We start from the raw sequence: 17,332 nt of genomic DNA, 5'->3' as shown, positions 1-17,332 counted from the left end.
TGTGTGGTTACCGTTACTCCATGCGTATCGCACTGGTGGTGCTGCTGGCCCTGCTGTCGACGGGAGCCGCGGCCGCGCCCGACGGCCAGGCCACGGCCGGCGCCACCGTCGAGACGCCTCCGGTGCAGCACTCCGGCGACGCGGCCGACGACCCGGCGATCTGGTACGACCGCACGGATTCGTCGCGGTCGATGGTGATCGGCACCGACAAGATGGGCGCGCTGGAGACCTACGACCTGCAGGGACGCCTCCTGCAGCGGATCACCGGCATCATGCCGAACAACGTCGACGTGCGTGACGACGTGGTGGTGGCCGCGGACGACGACACCGACGAGGGCGTGCTGCGGATCTTCCTGGTCGACCCGGCGACGCGGAAGCTGCGGCCGGCCGCGGTCATCCCGACCGCGGTCACCGCGCACGGCGTGTGCATGTACCGGTCGCCGGTGTCCGACAAGCTGTACGCGTTCCCGACCGCGGTGTCCGGCCGGGTGGAGGAGTTCGAGCTGACGGTCCGCGGGTCGCGGGTGGACGCCCGGTCGGTGCGGCTGTTCAACCTCGGGCGGACGGTCGAGGGCTGCGTGGCCGACGACGCGTCCGGGGCGCTGTACGTGGCCGAGGAGAAGGTCGGGATCTGGCGGTACGACGCCGAGCCGAGCCCCCGGCACTCGCGGGTCCTGGTCGACGGCGCGCGCCCGGAGCGCGACGGGCACCTGCAGGCCGACGTCGAGGGGCTGGCCATCGCCGGTGACCGGCTGTACGCCTCCTCCCAGGGCAGCAGCGACTTCACCGTGTACGGACGGATGGTCAACGCCTACCTCGGTCGGTTCCGGGTCGTGAACAGCGGCGACGTCGACGGGTGCCAGGACACCGACGGGATCGACGCGACCTCGCGCCCGCTCGGGGCGGGGTTCCCGGCCGGGATGTTCGTCTGCCAGGACGGCTACAACGTCCGCGGCTCGACCGTGCTCAAGCAGAACTTCAAGTTCGTGCCGCTGGAGCGCGTGGTGGCCCCGATCGGAACGTCTCCGACCCCGTTCGGCTGAGGTTAAGCTCCCGATGACGAGGGAGGCGAGCGTGCACAAGGTCCTCATCGCCAATCGGGGCGAGATCGCGGTCCGGGTCGCTCGGGCCTGTCGCGACGCCGGGCTGACCAGCGTCGCGGTGTACGCCGACTCCGACCGGGACGCGCTGCACACGCGGCTCGCCGACGAGGCCTACGCCCTCGGCGGCGACACCCCGGGCGACTCGTACCTGCGCATCGACAAGATCATCGACGTCGCGAAGCGCTCCGGGGCCGACGCGGTGCACCCCGGGTACGGCTTCCTGTCCGAGAACGCGTCGTTCGCGCAGGCCGTGATCGACGCCGGCCTCACCTGGATCGGCCCGACGCCGGAGGCGATCACCGCGCTGGGCGACAAGGTCGAGGCCCGGCACATCGCGACCGCGGCCGGTGCGCCGCTGGTCCCCGGCACGAAGGACCCGGTCGGTAGCGCCGACGAGATCGTCGCGTTCGCGCGGGAGCACGGTCTCCCGGTCGCGATCAAGGCCGCGTTCGGCGGTGGTGGCCGCGGTCTGAAGGTCGCCCGGACGCTGGAGGAGATCCCGGAGCTGTTCGCGTCCGCGGTCCGCGAGGCCGAATCCGCCTTCGGACGTGGTGAGTGCTTCGTCGAGCGGTACCTGGACCATCCCCGGCACGTCGAGGCGCAGGTGCTGGCCGACACCCACGGCACCGTGATCGTGGTGGGGACGCGGGACTGTTCGTTGCAGCGGCGGCACCAGAAGCTCGTCGAAGAGGCGCCGGCGCCGTTCCTGAACGACGAGCAGCGCGGATCCATCCATCACGCCGCTAAAGCGATCTGCAAGGCGGCCGGGTACCACGGCGCCGGCACCGTCGAGTTCCTGGTCGGGGTCGACGGGACGATCTCGTTCCTCGAGGTCAACACCCGCCTGCAGGTGGAGCACCCGGTCAGCGAGGAGACGTCCGGACTCGACCTGGTGCGCGAGCAGTTCCGGATCGCCGACGGCGAGCCGCTGCGGATCACCGAGGACCCGGCGCCGCGCGGCCACTCGATCGAGTTCCGGATCAACGGCGAGGACCCGGGCCGCGGCTTCCTGCCCGCGCCCGGCGTGGTGAAGTCGTTCGTGCTGCCGACCGGGCCGGGCGTCCGGGTCGACACCGGCGTCGAGCCGGGCTCGGTGATCGGCGGGAACTTCGACTCGCTGCTGGCCAAGCTGATCGTCACCGGGTCGACGCGCGAGGAGGCGCTCGAGCGCTCGCGCCGGGCACTGGACGAGATGCAGGTCGAGGGCATCGCGACCGTGCTGCCGTTCCACCGGGTCGTGGTGCGGGACCCGGCGTTCACGTCCGAGCCGTTCAGCGTGCACACGCGGTGGATCGAGACCGAGTTCGACAACCAGATCCCGGCCTACACCGCGGCGGCTGCGGCGGCCGAAGCGGAGACGCGCGAGACGGTCGTGGTCGAGGTCGGTGGGAAGCGGCTCGAGGTGTCGCTGCCCGCCGGGCTGGGGGTCGCTTCGGCGGAGCCGTCGAAGAAACCGAAGAAGCGGGCCGGGGGCGCGAAGGCCGGCGTCGCCGCCGGCGGCGACGCGGTCGTCTCGCCGATGCAGGGCACGATCGTGAAGATCGCGGTCTCGGACGGCGACCAGGTCGCCGAGGGGGACCTCGTGGTCGTGCTCGAGGCGATGAAGATGGAGCAGCCGCTCACCGCGCACAAGGCCGGCACGATCAGCGGCCTGTCCGCGTCGGTCGGGGACGTGATCGCGAGCGGCGCGGCGGTCTGCGAAATCGCCTGACTCCCGGTCGGGCCCGAAGGTCGTCCGCGGGCTGGACGGACATCTTCAGTCGGTGTACTCCGTGATCGATTCGACCAGGGTGGCCAGGAACTCCTTGGGCTTCTCGATGTGCGGGGAGTGACCGGTGTCGGTGATCACCAGCTCCTCGTAGCGCCCGCCGGCCAGCACGTAGCGGTCGAGCACGTGCCGGGTCTGCGACACCATCGGCTGCGGCGGCGCCAGCTCGTCGCCCGGCCAGCCCGGCACCGCACCGATCTGGCCCAGGTAGGCCAGGTCGAACAGCGACGTGTCCGACACGATCACGTCGGAGTCGCCGCGGATCCAGTAGATCGGCGGCTTCGGCTCGATCACGTCGAGATCGTCGACCCGGAAGAACGTGGGCGCCATCGTGTTCAGCACGCCCCGCGTCCCCGGCAGCACGCCCGGCCACTCCGGCGTCACCTCGGACGTCCCCGGGTAGTTGTCGTCACCGGTACGCGTGCTGAGCATCGAGGCCACCCAGCGGTCGGCGTCGTCCGGCTCCGGCGTGAAGCCGGCCTTGACGTAGCTGCTGCCCAGCACGGCCCGCGGCGACACCGGCTCGTCGGCCGTGCGGTCGCCGACCGACAGGCGCTCGACGAACTCGGCGTTCGCCGATCCGGCGCCGGCCCCGAGGCCCGGCGGCTCCAGGTGGACGCCGTCGACGCCCTTCGTCCCGCCGAATCCGTACGGCGAGACCGGGTTGACCAGCGTGGCCGTCCGGACCAGGGCCGGGTGCTCGCGGAGCAGGTGCAGCACCACCCCGCCGCCCATGCTCCACCCGACGAAGTGCACCCGGTCGAGCTCGAGCCACTCGAGCAGCGACACGACGTCGTCGCTGAAGTCGCGCAGGCCGCGGGTGGCGTCCACCGGCGCGGGGTCGCTGTCGCCGAACCCGCGGAGGTCGACGGCGATCGGCCGGAACGTGGCCGGCAGGTCGCGCATCGCGTACTGCCAGAACAGCGACGACGAGACGTTGCCGTGGATGAAGACGACGGGCTCGCCGTCGGTGCGATTCTCGACCTCGAGGATGTTCGTCGTGAGTCGCTCGGTCGGGATGCGACGGGTGGTGATCCCGGGCAGGAGCAGGTCCATCACGAGGCTCCGTTCGTCAGGGCGCGGGCGACCGCGGCGGCGTACTGCGGCTGGAACAGGATCGTGTAGTGGTTCGACCCGGGGAGACGTTCGACCGCGATGTGGTCCTCGTACTTCGCCGGATCGCCGTAGAGCGAGGTCGACTCGTTCAGCAGACCGCGCTCGGCGTGCAGGAACACGGCCGGGAACGGCTGGTTCGGCAGGTCGGCGTAGGCGTCCTTGGCGGCCTGGCCGAGGTGCATGTCCCGGCCGTCGGCCCGGATGATCTCCGGCGCGATCCGGCTGCGGAGGTCGGTCTCACCGTCGCCGACGTCGTAGTCGACGTAGGCCTCGACGTAGGAGTTCCAGTCGGACAGCGCCGGGTGGGCCTTCCAGAACAGGTGGACGGCCTCGCGGTCGGGCCAGGTGATCTCCAGCCGGGAGAGCGCCGGGCCGAGGATCGCCTCCATGACCCGGTCGACGTCGTCCTCGATCGGCGGGAACGGTATACCGCCATCGACCAGGACGAGCCGCTCGACGCGCTCGGGGTGCCGGTGGGCGAGCACCGACGCGACGAACCCGCCCATCGAGTGGCCGGCGATGATCGCTTTTTCGACGCCGAGTTCGTCGAGGACGGCCAGCGCGTCCTCCGCGTGCCGTTCCATGCTCGACGGACCGGGCAGCTCCCAGCTGCCGCCGCGCCCGCGCAGGTCGGGCGCGATGATCTGGCCGTCGTAGGCGTCGGCGATGGCTTTCCAGCTCTGGTGATTGGCCGTGATCCCGTGAATGGCCAGCACCGGGGTGCCGTTGGGTTCTCCCCACACCCCCACGGTGAGACCCGCGACCTGTTCCAGGCGATACGTCATCGCGCGCTCCATCCGCCGTCGAGAACGAGTGCCGACCCATTCTGGAAGCTCGCGGCGTCGTCGCACAGCCACAGCGCGGCCGCGGCGACCTCGGACGGCTCGATCAGCCGCTTGATCGCCGGCTGGGTCAGCATGATCTTCTCGATCACTTCGTCCTCGCCGATGCCGTGGGTGCGCGCCTGGTCGGCGATCTGCTTCTCGACCAGCGGCGTCCGCACGTAGGCCGGGCAGATCGTGTTCGAGGTGACGCCCTTCGGGCCGGCCTCGAGCGCCAGCACCTTCGACAGGCCCTCCAGGCCGTGCTTGGCCGAGACGTAGGCGGACTTGTACGGCGACGCGCGCAGCCCGTGGGCCGAGGAGACGTGGATCAGGCGGCCCCAGCCACGCTCGTACATGCCCGGCAGGACGGCCCGGCTGAGCAGGAACGGTGCCTCGAGCATCAGGGCCAGGATCAGCGCGAACTTCTCCGGCGGGAAGTCCTCGACCGGTGCGACGTGCTGCACGCCGGCGACGTTGACCAGGACGTCCGCGTCGAGACGCCCGAGCGCGAGGATCGCGTCCCGGTCGGCCAGATCGACGACGTGCGCGGTGCCGCCGAGGCGCTCGGCCGGCTCGGCGACGGAGGGGTCCCGATCGAGCAGCACGAGCCCGGCCCCGGCCCGGTGGAACGCTTCGGCGATCGCCAGCCCGATCCCACTAGCCGCCCCGGTGACGAGCGCAGTCCTGCCCTGCATGACGACTCCCAGGAACCAGACAGCGGGTCGGTTTTCACCCTCACATCAGGCGCCCGATGAGTCAACGGGCCAGCTTCTAGTGCGCCGCCAGGCGCGATTGTTCTGACCCGGAGCCCGCCCAGGGCGGCGCTGACATCCGCGCCACTCGACGCCGCGTACTAGTCCGTACTCAAGTCGGGTGGCGCGGCTGTCAGCGCCGCCCTGGGCGGGCCGCCCACTACTCGAATTCGTGCTGCATGAGTTGGCGGGCGGCCTCGGTGAGAGATCCGGACAGCGACGGGTAGATGCTGATCGTCCGGGCGATCTGTTCGACCGTGAGGTGGTTCTCCACGGCCAGCGCGATCGGCAGGATCAGCTCGCTCGCCCGGGGCGCCACCACGACCCCGCCGATCACCAGCCCGGACGCCGGACGGCAGAACAGCTTCACGAACCCGTCGGTGAGCCCCTGCATCTTCGCCCGCGGGTTGGTGCCCAGCGGCAGCGTCACGGTGCGGGCCGGCACCTCGCCGGCCTCGACCGCGGTCTGCCCGAACCCGACCGTCGCGATCTCCGGATCGGTGAACACGTTCGCGGCCACGGTCCGTAGTCGAAGCGGCTGCACGGCCTCGCCGAGCGCGTGCCACATCGCGATCCGCCCCTGGGTGGCCGCGACCGACGCCAGCATCAGCACCCCGGTGACGTCCCCGGCCGCGTAGATGCCGGGCACGTTGGTCCGCGACACGCGGTCGACGGTGAGGAACCCGCCCGGGCCGGTCTCGACCCCGCTCTCCTCCAGGCCCAGGCCGGCGGTGTTCGGTACCGAGCCGATCGTCATCAGCGCGTGGCTGCCCTCGACGACCCGCCCGTCGGTCAGCCGCACCTCGATGCCACCGGCCGTGCGCGAGACCCCTTCGGCCCGCGCCTTGTAGAGGATCGTCATCCCGCGCCGGGCGAACACCTGCTCGATCAGGTTGGCGGCGTCGGAGTCCTCGTGCGGCATCACGCGGTCGCGGCTGGAGACCAGCGTGACCTGCACGCCCATCGCCAGGTACGCGCTGGCGAACTCGGCGCCGGTGACCCCTGAGCCCACGACGACCAGGTGTTTCGGCAGCTCGGGCAGGTCGTAGACGTCCCGCCAGGTCAGGATCCGCTCGCCGTCGGGCTCGGCGCCCGGGATGATCCGCGGGGTCGCGCCGGTGGCCAGCAGCACGGTGTCGGCCTCGACCCGGTACGGCGCGCCGCCGGTCGGCTCGACCGTGACGACGTGACGCAGCCCGGTGCGCCCGTCGAGCTTGGCGAAGCCGCGCACGACCTCGACGCCGGTCGCAGCGACCGTGCCCCGGATGTCGGCCGACTGGGCCAGCGCCAGTCCCTTCACCCGTCCGTGCACGGCCGGGGCGTTGACCTCGACGTCCTCCGGCTCGCAGGCCATCACGCCGAGCGCGTCGCCCTGCTTGAACGCGGTGGCCGCGTCGGACGACGCGATGAACGTCTTGCTCGGGACGCAGTCGTAGAGAACGCACGCCCCACCCAGGCCGTCCCGCTCGACGAGCGTCACCTCCGCGCCCAGGCGAGCGGCGACGAGCGCTGCCTCGTATCCGGCCGGACCCCCACCAATGATTACGATGCGCGACACGTCAGAACAGTATCCGACTGCTGTACCGGGCCAGGGTGCCGGTTAGAGTGCGGACCCATGGCCCTCTACGCCGCCTACGGGACGAACATGCACCCGAGTCAGATGCGAGAGCGGTGCCCGCGCTCCCCGAGCGCCGGCATCGGCTGGCTGGAAGGGTGGCGCCTGACCTTCGGCGGCGAAGAGCTCGGCTGGGAGGGCGCGCTGGCGACGATCGTCGAGGCGCCCGACGAGCGGGTGTTCGTCGCGCTGTACGACGTCAGCGAGTTCGACGAGCCGACGCTGGACGCCTGGGAGGGCGCCGACCGCGGGCTGTACCAGAAGCTCAAGGTGCGGGTGCACACGCTCGAGGGCGAGGCGCTGGCCTGGCTGCACGTGCTCGACTCCTACGAGGGCGGCCTGCCGTCCGCGCGGTACCTCGGGCTGATCGCCGAGGCCGCCCAGGAGGCCGGCGCCCCCGACGACTACGTCAGCGCCCTCCGCGCCCGTCCCTGCAACTCGACGGAGCTTTAGCCCGCGTTTCAAGGGCAGCGTCCACTGGGGAATGTGGACGCGTGACGGATTTCGTGCTCATCGCCGCCGTGGTGACCGTGGTCTTGGCCCTCGTGGCCTTCGGTGTGGCGGTCGGGCTCGCCGCGCTGGTCCGGAATCGGCTCGAGGCTCCGATGTTCGACGTGACCGAGGCCCAGGCCGCCGAGATCAAACGGGCGGTCCGGGACGGGCGGGCGGTGGATGAGCCCGCGCTGGCCGGGGCGGCGGTCGAGCGCGCCCGGTTCGAGGTCGGGCAGGCCGAGCGCGGGTTCCGGCGGATCCGCTGGGTTCGCTGGATCGTGCTGCTGGGGGCCGCGATCGCGCTGATCGGGTTCGCGTTCTCGCTGTCCGACGGGCTGGACTCGAGCGCGGTGCTCTCGGCGGTCTGGAGCGTGATCGTGGTCGTGCTCTACACGGTCGTTCTGCCGGCCCAGTTCCGCCACCGGATCGCCCGGGCCCGGGCGGCGATCACGGCCAACGGGTGAGGTCCACAATGGTACTGAGCACCGTGATCGTCCTGCTGCCGTTCGTCGTCGTCATCGCGTTGGCCGTTCCGCTGGTCCTGCTCCAGCGGCGGCAGTTCGCCGCGCTCCCGCACCGGGACGCGCTCGCCGGACTGGCCGCCCCCGAGCGCACCGAGGTCCGGGACGCCGTGCGCACCGGCCGCCCGGTCGCCGACCCCACGCTGGCCGCGGCCACCACCGCCTGGGCCGAGCACGAGATCGCGGCCGGCGAGGTCAATCTGCGCTGGCAGCGGGTGCTGCGCTGGGTGTACGTCGGGCTCGCGGTCATCGTCGTGGCCGCCGCGCTGACCGACCGCGACGGTCATACCTGGCTGTTCACCGCTCTGTTCACCGTCTTGCTGATCGGGACGTCGTTCTTCAACATCGCGCGCTACCAGCGGGCGATAGCCCGGGCCCGGGCCGCGATCACCGCGAACGGGTGATCGCCGGCCCCGATCTGGGGTAAGCAGAGTACGTGGCCGAGAAGGACCGGCTGGCGCGTTACCGGGCGATGCGCTCAGCCGACCGCACGCCCGAGCCCGTTCCGGAGAGCGCTCCGGAACCTCGTGCTGGGAACTCCTTCGTCATCCAGGAGCACCATGCCCGGGCCCTGCACTGGGACTTCCGCCTCGAGCGCGACGGCGTCCTGGTCTCCTGGGCGATCCCCAAGGGCCTCCCGCCCGACCCGAAACAGAACCACCTCGCCGTCCACACCGAGGACCACCCGCTCGACTACGCGAGCTTCGAGGGCCGCATCCCCGAGGGCGAGTACGGCGGCGGCAACGTCTCGGTCTGGGACTACGGCACCTACGACCTGGAGAAGTGGACCGACCGCGAGGTGAAGGTCGTGCTCCACGGAAACCGATCCGAGGGTCGGTATGTGCTGTTCAAGACCGGAAACGGCGAGGGAAAACGCGGCCGGGACTGGATGATCCACCGCATGGACCCGCCCGCCGACGGCTGGAAGCCGCTGCCCGAGCTCGTGCCCCCGATGCTCGCGACGCTCGGCGCCCTGCCGGCCACCGACGACGGCTGGGCCTACGAGATGAAGTGGGACGGCGTCCGGCTCGTGCTCTACATCTCCGGCGGACGCGTCCGCGCGCTCACCCGCAACAACCGGGACGTGACCAGCACGTACCCGGAACTCCACGCGCTGGCGGCGAGCGTCGGCACCCGGCAGCTGGTCCTCGACGGCGAGGTCGTCGCGGTCGACGCCGGTGGGCGGATCAGCTTCGGCGCGCTCCAGCCCCGGATGCACGTCGCCCGCCCGAACAAGACGCTGCTCACCAACGTCCCCGTGACCTACCTCGCGTTCGACCTCCTGCACCTGGACGGGGAGCCGCTGCTCGAACGTCCGTACGCGGAGCGTCGGCAGAAGCTCACCGAGCTGGGCCTGAAAGGCCCGCACTGGTCCACCCCGCCGCACTTCGACGGCGGCGGGGAGGACGCGGTCGCGACGAGCCGCGCGCAGGGCCTGGAGGGGGTCGTCGCGAAGCGGCTGACCTCGAAGTACCTGGCCGGGAAACGCACGCGGGACTGGCTGAAGGTCAAGAACATCCGGACGCAGGAGGTCGTCGTCGGCGGCTGGCGCCCGGGGGCCGGGCGCCGCGAGGGGAAGATCGGCTCGCTGCTCGTCGGTATACCGGGGGAGAACGGCCTGGACTACGTCGGGCACGTCGGCACCGGCTTCACCGACGCGGTGCTCGACGACCTGACCAGGCGGCTGCGCCGGACCGAACGCAAGACCAGCCCGTTCAGCGCCGAGCTGCCCCGGCCGCACGCCAAGGACGCGCACTGGGTGACGCCGCACCTGGTCGGCGAGGTCGCGTTCGGCGAGTGGACGGGTGACGGACTGCTCCGCCACCCGGCCTGGCGGGGCCTGCGCGCCGACAAGAAGCCGGGCGACGTGGCCCGCGAGAACTAGTGACCTGCATGGAACGGATCTGGAAGACCTTCGGGCTCAAGCCGGCGACCTACTCCTCCTGGCTAGACCACCCGCTCGTGCAAGGCGATCAGAGCGGCCTCGGCGAGCAGCTTCACGCCGTACCCGATCGCCTTCTCGTCGACGTCGAACGAGCCCTGGTGCAGGTCGAGCGCCTCGCCGGGGCGGCCGACGCCGAGGCGGGCCATCGCGCCCCAGCAGTGCTCGAGATACCAGGAGTAATCCTCACCACCCATGCTCTGCTGCGTGTCGACGACCGACTCCTCGCCCAGCGCCGAGACCGCGGCCTGGGTCAGGATCCCGGCCGAGTGCGGGTGGTTGACGACCGGCGGCATACCGCGGGTGTACTCGACCACGGCCGACGCTCCGGTCGGCGCGACCACCTGGTGGACGAGCTGCTCGATGAGCTTCGGCGCCAGCTCCCAGGCCGCGTGGTCGAGACAGCGCACCGAGCCCAGCACGGTGCCGGTCTGCGGGATCGCGTTCGGCGCGACGCCACTGTGCACAGCGCCCCACACCAGCGACAGCGCCGACCGGACGTCGACCCGGCGGGAGAGCAGCGCGGGCACCTCGGACACGACCCGGGCCAGCGCACCCACCAGGTCGACGGTGAGGTGCGGCCTCGCGGTGTGCCCACCGGGCCCGGAGAGGTCGACCTTCACGAAGTCGGCCGCCGCGGTGATCGCCCCGACCCGCAGCCCGACCTGGCCGGCCAGCGTCCGCGGGTCGCAGTGGATCGCGAAGATCTCCTGGACACCCGCCATCCGCCCGGCGTTGATGATGTCGAGCGAGCCGGACGGCAGCGCCTCCTCGGCCGGCTGGAACAGCAGCCGCACCCGCCCCGGCAGCGCGTCCCCGAGCGACGCCAGCGCGAGCCCGGCCCCGAGCACGACCGTCGTGTGGACGTCGTGCCCGCAGGCGTGGCACACCCCCTCCACCGTCGACCGGTAGGGCACGTCCTTGACGTCGGGCAGCGGCAGCGCGTCGAGGTCGGCGCGGAGCGCCACGAGGTGCTCGCCGGAGCCGACGTCGCAGGAGAGCCCGTTGCCCTTCGGGAGCATCACCGGTTGCAGCCCGGCCGCTCTCAGACGCTCGGCGACCAGCCCCGCGGTGGGTTGCTCGTGGTTCGAGAGATCGGGGTGCGCGTGCACGTGGCGACGGAACCGGACGAGCTCATCGAAGTGGTCGGCCACCCAGGCGTCCAAATTCACCGGGCCGGGCCACCCTCGTCCGAATGCGGCGGGTGCAAATGCATCGGCAGAGTGTACCCCCGGCCGGATACCCCGGTGATCCGCGCCACCAGGCATTTCACGAGGAAAAGCGGTACTTACCGTGTTAGCGCCTTGACGATCGGAACGACTTTTCCGCAGCGATCTCGATCATCCGAGAAATACTGACTCCGGGCTGCGCACGCACCTCATTTGTCCCGATAATCACAGGGGTCGCACCACAGCGCACTTGCCCGGCGCGCCTGCGTCCGACACCCTTTCTCGAAGCGATCGGCAGCAGGCGAACCCGGGCTGGCACCATAGGACCCGAGCGCTAGGACGGGCGAGTAGAAAAGGTAAGCGTGGACGCACCCACCCCGGTAGACGGCCCCTCGGCAGCGAAGGCGCCCGATGGCCGGACCGTCGGCAGACGGTACACCCTGCGATCGTCCGTGGGGTCCGGTGGCATGGGAACCGTCTGGCGGGCCTTCGACGAGCTCCTCCGCCGTGAGGTCGCCGTCAAGGAGGTGCTGCTCCCGCCGGGTATCCCGGCCGCGGAGCGGTCGGTGTTGTGCGAGCGGACGCTGCGCGAGGCCCGCGCCGCCGCCGCGCTGAACCACCCCGCGGTGATCCGGGTCTACGACGTCGTCAACGACGGCGACCGGCCCTGGATCGTCATGGAGTTGCTCGACGCGGCCAGCCTGGCCGACACGCTCCGCGACGAGGGCCCGTTGCCCTACGACCGGGTCGCCGAGATCGGCCTGGCCGTGCTCGGTGCGCTCGAGGCCGCCCACCGGGTCGGCGTCCTGCACCGGGACGTGAAGCCCGGCAACGTGCTGCTCGGCACCGACGGCCGGGTCACGCTGACCGACTTCGGCGTCGCCCGCTCCCCCAACGAATCGCCGCTGACCAGCACCGGCCTGCTGCTCGGCTCGCCGCAGTACATCGCGCCCGAGCGCGCCCGCGGGCGTCCGTTCGGGCCGCCCAGCGACCTGTTCTCGCTCGGCGCCACGCTCTACACCGCGGTCGAGGGGCGTCCGCCGTTCGACCGGGGTGACCCGCTGCCGACGATGACCGCGGTCGTCGTCGAGCCGCCCGACCAGATGACGTTCGCCGGGCCGTTGGCGCCGGTGCTGCTCGGCCTGCTCGAGAAAGACCCCGAGCAGCGCTGGGACACGAACAAGACGCGCAACGCGCTGCGCACGGTCCTGTCCGGCGGCCGCATCACGTCGCTCGACGGCGGTGGCCGGGCCCCGCGTCAGACCGGTCCGGCCGACCGGCGTCGCCGCCGCGAAGACGCCAGCCCGGCCGCCGGCACGCCGGCCCCAGGGCCCATGCCGGGCTCCGGGCCCATGCCGGGTTCCGGTCCCACGCCGGGCTCAGGGCCGATGCCGGCCAGCGCGGCCCTGGCCGGGTCTCCTCCGCCGCCGCCTCCGGCCGGTTCGGCGCGGCCGAACCGCGCCGCCCCGCCCGCGCCTCCCGGCGCACCGCCGGCCGGACCCACGGCCCCCACCGGGCCGTCCGAGGCCGGCTCGGGCACGCCCGGCCAGCGGCCGGCCGCCGAGGGCGCGCGCCCGGAGGGCACCGCGGCGATGGCGGGCGTCCCGTTCACCACCGAAGGTCTGCCGTCGGTTCCCCCTCCGAACGATGCGGACGCGGAGCCCGCGCCGAACAAGCCGGAGGCCACCCCGCAGAGCGGCGGACCGGCCCGGCCGGGCGGACGGGCGAGCGTGCGCGGGAGCGTCTCGGTGTCCGGGGCCGCCGCGTCCGGGCCACCGGCCGCCGGTGGGGCGACCGCGCCGATCTCGGGCTCGGCCCGGGTCCCGGGGCTGACGCCCACGCCGCCGCCGGCCGCGGGCCCGCCCCAGAACTACGGGGGGACGACCTACGGCTCGCCGTACGGCAACTCCCCCAACTATGGCGAACCGGGCAACGCCACCGCGCCGATCCCGAACTCGTCGCCGCCGCCGACGTCTCCGCGCCGCTCGGCCTACATGGGCCCCGGCCCGCAGGGATCCCCAGCGACGCCGCCGGCCCCGAGCTACCCGAACAACCCGGGCGGGTCCTCCCGTCCGCCGGTCAGCGGGCACACGATGGTGGCCCCGCAGCCGTTCCCGGCTCAGCCCGACGGGCGTCGGCGCACCGTGATCATCGTCGTCGCGATCGTGGTCGCGGTGCTACTCATCGGCCTGATCAGCTACCTGATCAGCGTGGCCGCCTCGGGCGACGACAACGCAACGTCCGCGCGTTCGACGTCGTCCGCGCCGGCCAGCGGCGGCCTCGACCTGAAGCAGCACTCGTACTCCAACCGCGGCTTCTCGGTGAAGGCACCGGTCGCCTGGAAGGAGAACGAGGCCAAGTCGTACGTCGACTTCGACAGCTCGACCGGCGACAAGCTGCGCGTGCTGGTCGAGAACGCGTCCTCGGTGGAGAACTACCTGAAGGCGTCGGAGAACGTCCAGAAGCAGCGGCTGAGCAAGGGGCAGATCACCGCCTACCAGTCGCTGCGCCAGGAGGAGTCCGACCAGAAGCTGGCCGGCCAGGAGACCTGGGAGTGGGAGTTCACCTACACCGAGGGCGGCACGAAGAAGCACCGGCTCTGGCGGGTCGCGGTGGTCGACGGTTCGGCCTACAGCGTCTACCTGACCGCGCCGGCCGACTCGTTCAACGACCGCAAGCCGCTGTTCGACGAGATCACCGCGTCGTTTCAGTTGGACAAAGCCTGACCGGGTAGCCTCCAGCGTCGTGACGATGACGACCGATCCCGCCAGCCCTGAGTTCACTGCCGCGTCGGCGGCGACCGCTCTCGGCGAGGCCACCGGGGTCCGCCAGCACGACGTTGCCCTCGTCCTCGGTTCGGGCTGGGCGCCCGCCGCCGACCGGATCGGTGCGGCCGACGTCGAGATCCCGCTCGAGCGCCTCACCGGGTTCGCCGCGCCGACCGCGCTCGGGCACGTCGGCACCGTGCGGTCGCTGACCGTCGGCGAGAAGAAGGTGCTGATCTTCCTCGGGCGTACCCACCTGTACGAGGGGCGGGGCGTCGAGCCGGTCGTCCACGGCGTGCGGGTCGCGGCCGCGGCCGGGGTCCGGACGATCGTGCTGACGAACGCCGCCGGTGGGCTGCGGGCCGGGATGTCGGTCGGGCAGCCGGTGCTGATCAGCGACCACATCAACCTGACCGGTCGGTCGCCGCTGGTCGGGGCCACGTTCGTCGACCTCACCGACCTGTACTCGCCGCGGCTGCGGGAGCTGGCCCGCCAGATCGACCCGTCGCTCGAGGAGGGCGTGTACGCGGCCCTGCCCGGGCCGCACTACGAGACGCCGGCCGAGATCCGGTACCTGTCGACGATCGGCGCCGACCTGGTCGGGATGTCGACCGCGCTGGAGGCCATCGCGGCCCGCGCGGCCGGTACCGAGGTGTTCGGGCTCTCGCTGGTCACGAACCTCGCCGCCGGGCTGGCCGGCAAGCCGCTCGCCCACGACGAGGTGATCGAGGCCGGCCGGGCGTCGGCCGAGCGCATGGGCACCCTCCTAGGCGAGCTGATCTCCCGCGCGTGAGGCGGTGACGACCGCCGCCGCACCCCAGGGGCCGCCGTACCAGAAGCGCCAGCCCAGCGGTCGTACCCGGACGTCGGTGAGGCCCGAACGCGAGAGCTCGGCCGCGTAGTCGCGGGTGTGCCGGAAGTCGACCAGGATCATCCGCCCGCCCGGGCGGAGGATCCGGGCGGCTTCCCGCACCGCGGCGAGGCGTCCCTCGGCGTTCGGGATGTTGTGGATCGCCAGGCTGCTCACCACGAGGTCGGCCTCGGCCGAGGCCAGCGGCAGGTTCCGCAGGTCACCGGTGACGAGGTCGATCCGGACGCCTTCGGCGGCGGCGTTCGCGGCCGTGCGCGCCGGGTCGTTCCCGGACTGATCGACCGAGCGCCACAGGTCGACGCCGAGCGCCCGTCCGTGGGCCGCGGCCTTGATCAGCACGGCTCCGCGCCCGCACCCGAGGTCGACGATCCGGGCGGCCGGACCGGCGCCGGCCAGCAACTCGTCCCAGACCACGAACTTCCCACGCCGGGTCGTGTACAGGAAGCTGCCGAAGCTGGCCAGGAAGAACAGCGCGTAGGCCAGCGGGATCAGCCACCACCCGCCGGGCGCCAGCACCGCGACGACCGTGGTCACGACGCCGCTGAGCAAAGCCGCCGCTCCGAGCCCGTACAGAGCAGGCGGAGCGTCCACCCCGTAGTCCGCGCGCACGCCCGCGACCGTAGTCAGTCGACGAGCTCCGGGAAGTCGGAATCGCGATACTCCCGGGCCCGGCGACAGCCGTCGGACTCCCGCTGACGCAGCTCGGCCCGCCGGACCCGCCCGGACACCGTCCGCGGCAGCGGGCCGAACTCCACCCGGCGGACGCGCGAGTACGGCGGCAGGTGCGAGCGGGCGAACGACAGGATCGCCCTGGCCGTCTCCGGTCCGGCCCGGTGCCCCACGGCCAGGTCGATGTACGCCTTCGGCAGACCGTCGGCGGGCACGACCGCGGCCTCGCCGACCGCTTCGTGCTCGACCAGCACGCCCTCCAGCTCGACCGGCGAGATCCGGTGGTCGGCGCTGGAGAACACGTCGTCGACCCGGCCCAGATACCGCAGGTACCCGAGTTCGTCGGCCACCGCGACGTCCCCCGTGCGGTAGTACCGGCCGGTCGGCGGCAGCGCTCGCGGAGCGTCCACATAGTGCGCCATCAGGCCCAGCGGACGGCGGGTCAGGTCGAGGCAGATCTCACCCTCCTCGCCCGGCGCAGCCGGGTAGCCGGTGACCGGGTCGACGAGGACGACCGGGCAGCCGGGCAGCGGCCGTCCCATCGCGCCGAGCGTGACCGGGCTACCGGGCGTGTGCCCGACCAGCGCGGTCGTCTCGGACTGGCCGTAGCCCTCGCGGATCGTCAGCCCCCAGGCGCGCCGAACGCGGTGCACGACGCCGGGGCTGACCGGTTCGCCGATCGTCACCAGCTCACGCAGCGCGGACAGGTGCGGACGCCAGCTCATCAGGTCGCCCTCGGCGAGGGCCCGCCAGGCCTTGGGCGGCGCGCACAGCGTGCTGACGCCACACCGCGCGACGAGCGCGAGCAGCGTCTCCGGGCCCGGCTCCGCGGCCGCGTGGACCAGCGCGCAGGCGGCCGCGTTCCACGGCGTGAACAGCGCGCTGCCCCAGCTCGGCGACGACACGCCGAGGTGGACGTCGCCGGGGCGCAGGCCGGTCCAGTACATCGTCGTCAGGTGCCCGACCGGGTACGACGTGTGGGTGTGCACGATCGCCTTGGCCCAGCCGGTCGTGCCCGGCGTGATCAGGATCAGCAGCGGGTCGTCGGCCATGGTCGGGCCATCGGGGACGAAACCCGGCCCCTCCCGGCGGCAGTCCTCGTAGTGCTGCCAGCCCTCGACCGGCGGGCCGACCGCGATGCGGGTGATGCCGTCGGCCGGGAGCATCGCGGCCCGGTCGGCGCGGGCGACGACGTGCCGGACTCCGAGCCGGTAGATCCGGCCGCGGACGTCGGCCGGCGACAGTTGCGACGACGTCGGGACCGCCACCGCGCCGAGTTTCATCAGCGCGAGCAGCGTTTCCCACCGCTCGACCTGGTCGCCGAGCTGCACGAGCACGCGGTCGCCGCGCCGCACGCCCCGGGCCCGGAGCCAGCTCGCGGCCTGGTTCGAGCGGGCGGACAGCTCGGCGAACGTCCAGAACGATTCGGTGTCGCCGACGATCCACAGCGCACGGTCGTCGGCGTGCTCGGTGGCGAGCACGGCGTCGAACCAGTCCAGGGCCCAGTTGAACTCGGTGAAACGAGGGTGGGCGAAGCGGTTCAGGGCTCGGTTGAAGTCGGTGGCGGTCGCGAGGAGGAGGTCACGGGCGGCACGGAACGTCGACGTCGGGTCGGTCATGCTCCCTCTCCGGCAACCGGGTGACCACCCAACGGGGGTCAGTCGGCGACAGCGTAGATCAGGAACTCGTTCTTTCGTGTACCTCTGAACAGGACTCTTCGGCAAT

Annotated in this window: 15 protein-coding genes; 8 read left to right on the top strand and 7 right to left on the bottom strand. The window is 72.2% G+C overall.

Features of this window, described 5'->3' with window-relative positions:
- The first annotated feature begins 20 nt into the window (after positions 1-20).
- A complete protein-coding gene (locus FL583_RS10795) occupies positions 21-1,043 on the top strand; it encodes a phytase (RefSeq protein ID WP_142704436.1) in 1,023 nt (340 codons plus the stop codon).
- A 31-nt stretch (positions 1,044-1,074) separates the two neighbouring features.
- The gene (locus FL583_RS10790; protein WP_142704435.1) at positions 1,075-2,814 is read left to right on the top strand and encodes an acetyl/propionyl/methylcrotonyl-CoA carboxylase subunit alpha; all 1,740 of its coding nucleotides are present in this window, start codon (positions 1,075-1,077) and stop codon (positions 2,812-2,814) included.
- Between the two features lie 45 nt (positions 2,815-2,859).
- Here FL583_RS10790 and FL583_RS10785 read toward each other — a convergent pair whose 3' ends face one another.
- From FL583_RS10785 to FL583_RS10770, 4 genes are all read right to left on the bottom strand, one after another.
- Positions 2,860-3,927 (bottom strand): alpha/beta fold hydrolase, encoded by a 1,068-nt coding sequence (locus tag FL583_RS10785; RefSeq protein WP_170323587.1) that lies wholly within the window; start codon positions 3,925-3,927, stop codon positions 2,860-2,862.
- A complete protein-coding gene (locus FL583_RS10780; protein WP_170323586.1) occupies positions 3,927-4,772 on the bottom strand; it encodes an alpha/beta hydrolase in 846 nt (281 codons plus the stop codon). The genes FL583_RS10785 and FL583_RS10780 overlap by 1 nt, the downstream gene beginning before the upstream one ends.
- Positions 4,769-5,506, bottom strand: a complete 738-nt coding sequence (locus tag FL583_RS10775) for a 3-hydroxybutyrate dehydrogenase (protein ID WP_142704432.1) — start codon at positions 5,504-5,506, stop codon at positions 4,769-4,771. The genes FL583_RS10780 and FL583_RS10775 overlap by 4 nt, the downstream gene beginning before the upstream one ends.
- 217 nt (positions 5,507-5,723) lie before the next feature.
- Positions 5,724-7,121 carry an NAD(P)H-quinone dehydrogenase gene (locus tag FL583_RS10770; RefSeq protein ID WP_142704431.1) on the bottom strand — a complete coding sequence of 466 codons (1,398 nt, stop codon included), beginning with the start codon at positions 7,119-7,121 and terminating at the stop codon, positions 5,724-5,726.
- A gap of 57 nt (positions 7,122-7,178) precedes the next feature.
- Here FL583_RS10770 and FL583_RS10765 point away from each other — a divergent pair, with 57 nt between their 5' ends.
- Genes FL583_RS10765 through ligD form a run of 4 tightly spaced genes read left to right on the top strand, consistent with a single transcriptional unit; the run spans position 7,179 to position 10,076 of the window.
- On the top strand, positions 7,179-7,631 hold the full coding sequence (locus FL583_RS10765) for a gamma-glutamylcyclotransferase family protein (RefSeq protein WP_142704430.1): 453 nt from the start codon (positions 7,179-7,181) through the stop codon (positions 7,629-7,631).
- 41 nt (positions 7,632-7,672) lie between these two features.
- Entirely contained in the window at positions 7,673-8,134 is a 462-nt protein-coding gene (locus FL583_RS10760; RefSeq protein WP_142704429.1) for a hypothetical protein, read from the top strand.
- An 8-nt stretch (positions 8,135-8,142) separates the two neighbouring features.
- On the top strand, positions 8,143-8,595 hold the full coding sequence (locus FL583_RS10755) for a hypothetical protein (protein ID WP_142704428.1): 453 nt from the start codon (positions 8,143-8,145) through the stop codon (positions 8,593-8,595).
- Positions 8,596-8,627: 32 nt separating this feature from the next.
- Complete coding sequence (gene ligD / locus FL583_RS10750) at positions 8,628-10,076, top strand: non-homologous end-joining DNA ligase (protein ID WP_205752014.1); 1,449 nt, start codon at positions 8,628-8,630, stop codon at positions 10,074-10,076.
- 62 nt (positions 10,077-10,138) lie between these two features.
- Here ligD and FL583_RS10745 read toward each other — a convergent pair whose 3' ends face one another.
- Positions 10,139-11,401 (bottom strand): amidohydrolase, encoded by a 1,263-nt coding sequence (locus tag FL583_RS10745; RefSeq protein ID WP_142704427.1) that lies wholly within the window; start codon positions 11,399-11,401, stop codon positions 10,139-10,141.
- 368 nt (positions 11,402-11,769) lie between these two features.
- Here FL583_RS10745 and FL583_RS40835 point away from each other — a divergent pair, with 368 nt between their 5' ends.
- Both FL583_RS40835 and FL583_RS10735 read left to right on the top strand, forming a co-directional pair.
- Positions 11,770-14,028, top strand: coding sequence for a protein kinase domain-containing protein (locus tag FL583_RS40835; RefSeq protein WP_205752013.1), 2,259 nt, complete (start codon positions 11,770-11,772; stop codon positions 14,026-14,028).
- Positions 14,029-14,053: 25 nt separating this feature from the next.
- Positions 14,054-14,860: a purine-nucleoside phosphorylase gene (locus FL583_RS10735; protein ID WP_142704426.1), complete on the top strand. Its 807-nt coding sequence runs from the start codon at positions 14,054-14,056 to the stop codon at positions 14,858-14,860.
- On the opposite strand, the gene FL583_RS10730 is transcribed toward FL583_RS10735, so the two are convergent.
- Both FL583_RS10730 and FL583_RS10725 read right to left on the bottom strand, forming a co-directional pair.
- A complete protein-coding gene (locus tag FL583_RS10730) occupies positions 14,834-15,547 on the bottom strand; it encodes a class I SAM-dependent methyltransferase (protein WP_142704425.1) in 714 nt (237 codons plus the stop codon). The two genes, FL583_RS10735 and FL583_RS10730, sit on opposite strands and share 27 nt — an antisense overlap.
- A gap of 14 nt (positions 15,548-15,561) precedes the next feature.
- A complete protein-coding gene (locus FL583_RS10725) occupies positions 15,562-17,226 on the bottom strand; it encodes an AMP-binding protein (protein WP_142704424.1) in 1,665 nt (554 codons plus the stop codon).
- Positions 17,227-17,332 lie beyond the last annotated feature (106 nt).

This window comes from Cryptosporangium phraense, assembly GCF_006912135.1.
Taxonomy (GTDB): Bacteria; Actinomycetota; Actinomycetes; order Mycobacteriales; family Cryptosporangiaceae; genus Cryptosporangium; species Cryptosporangium phraense.
The sequence above is the reverse complement of the archived record's forward strand: the minus strand, read 5'-3'. Positions and strand labels throughout refer to the sequence as shown.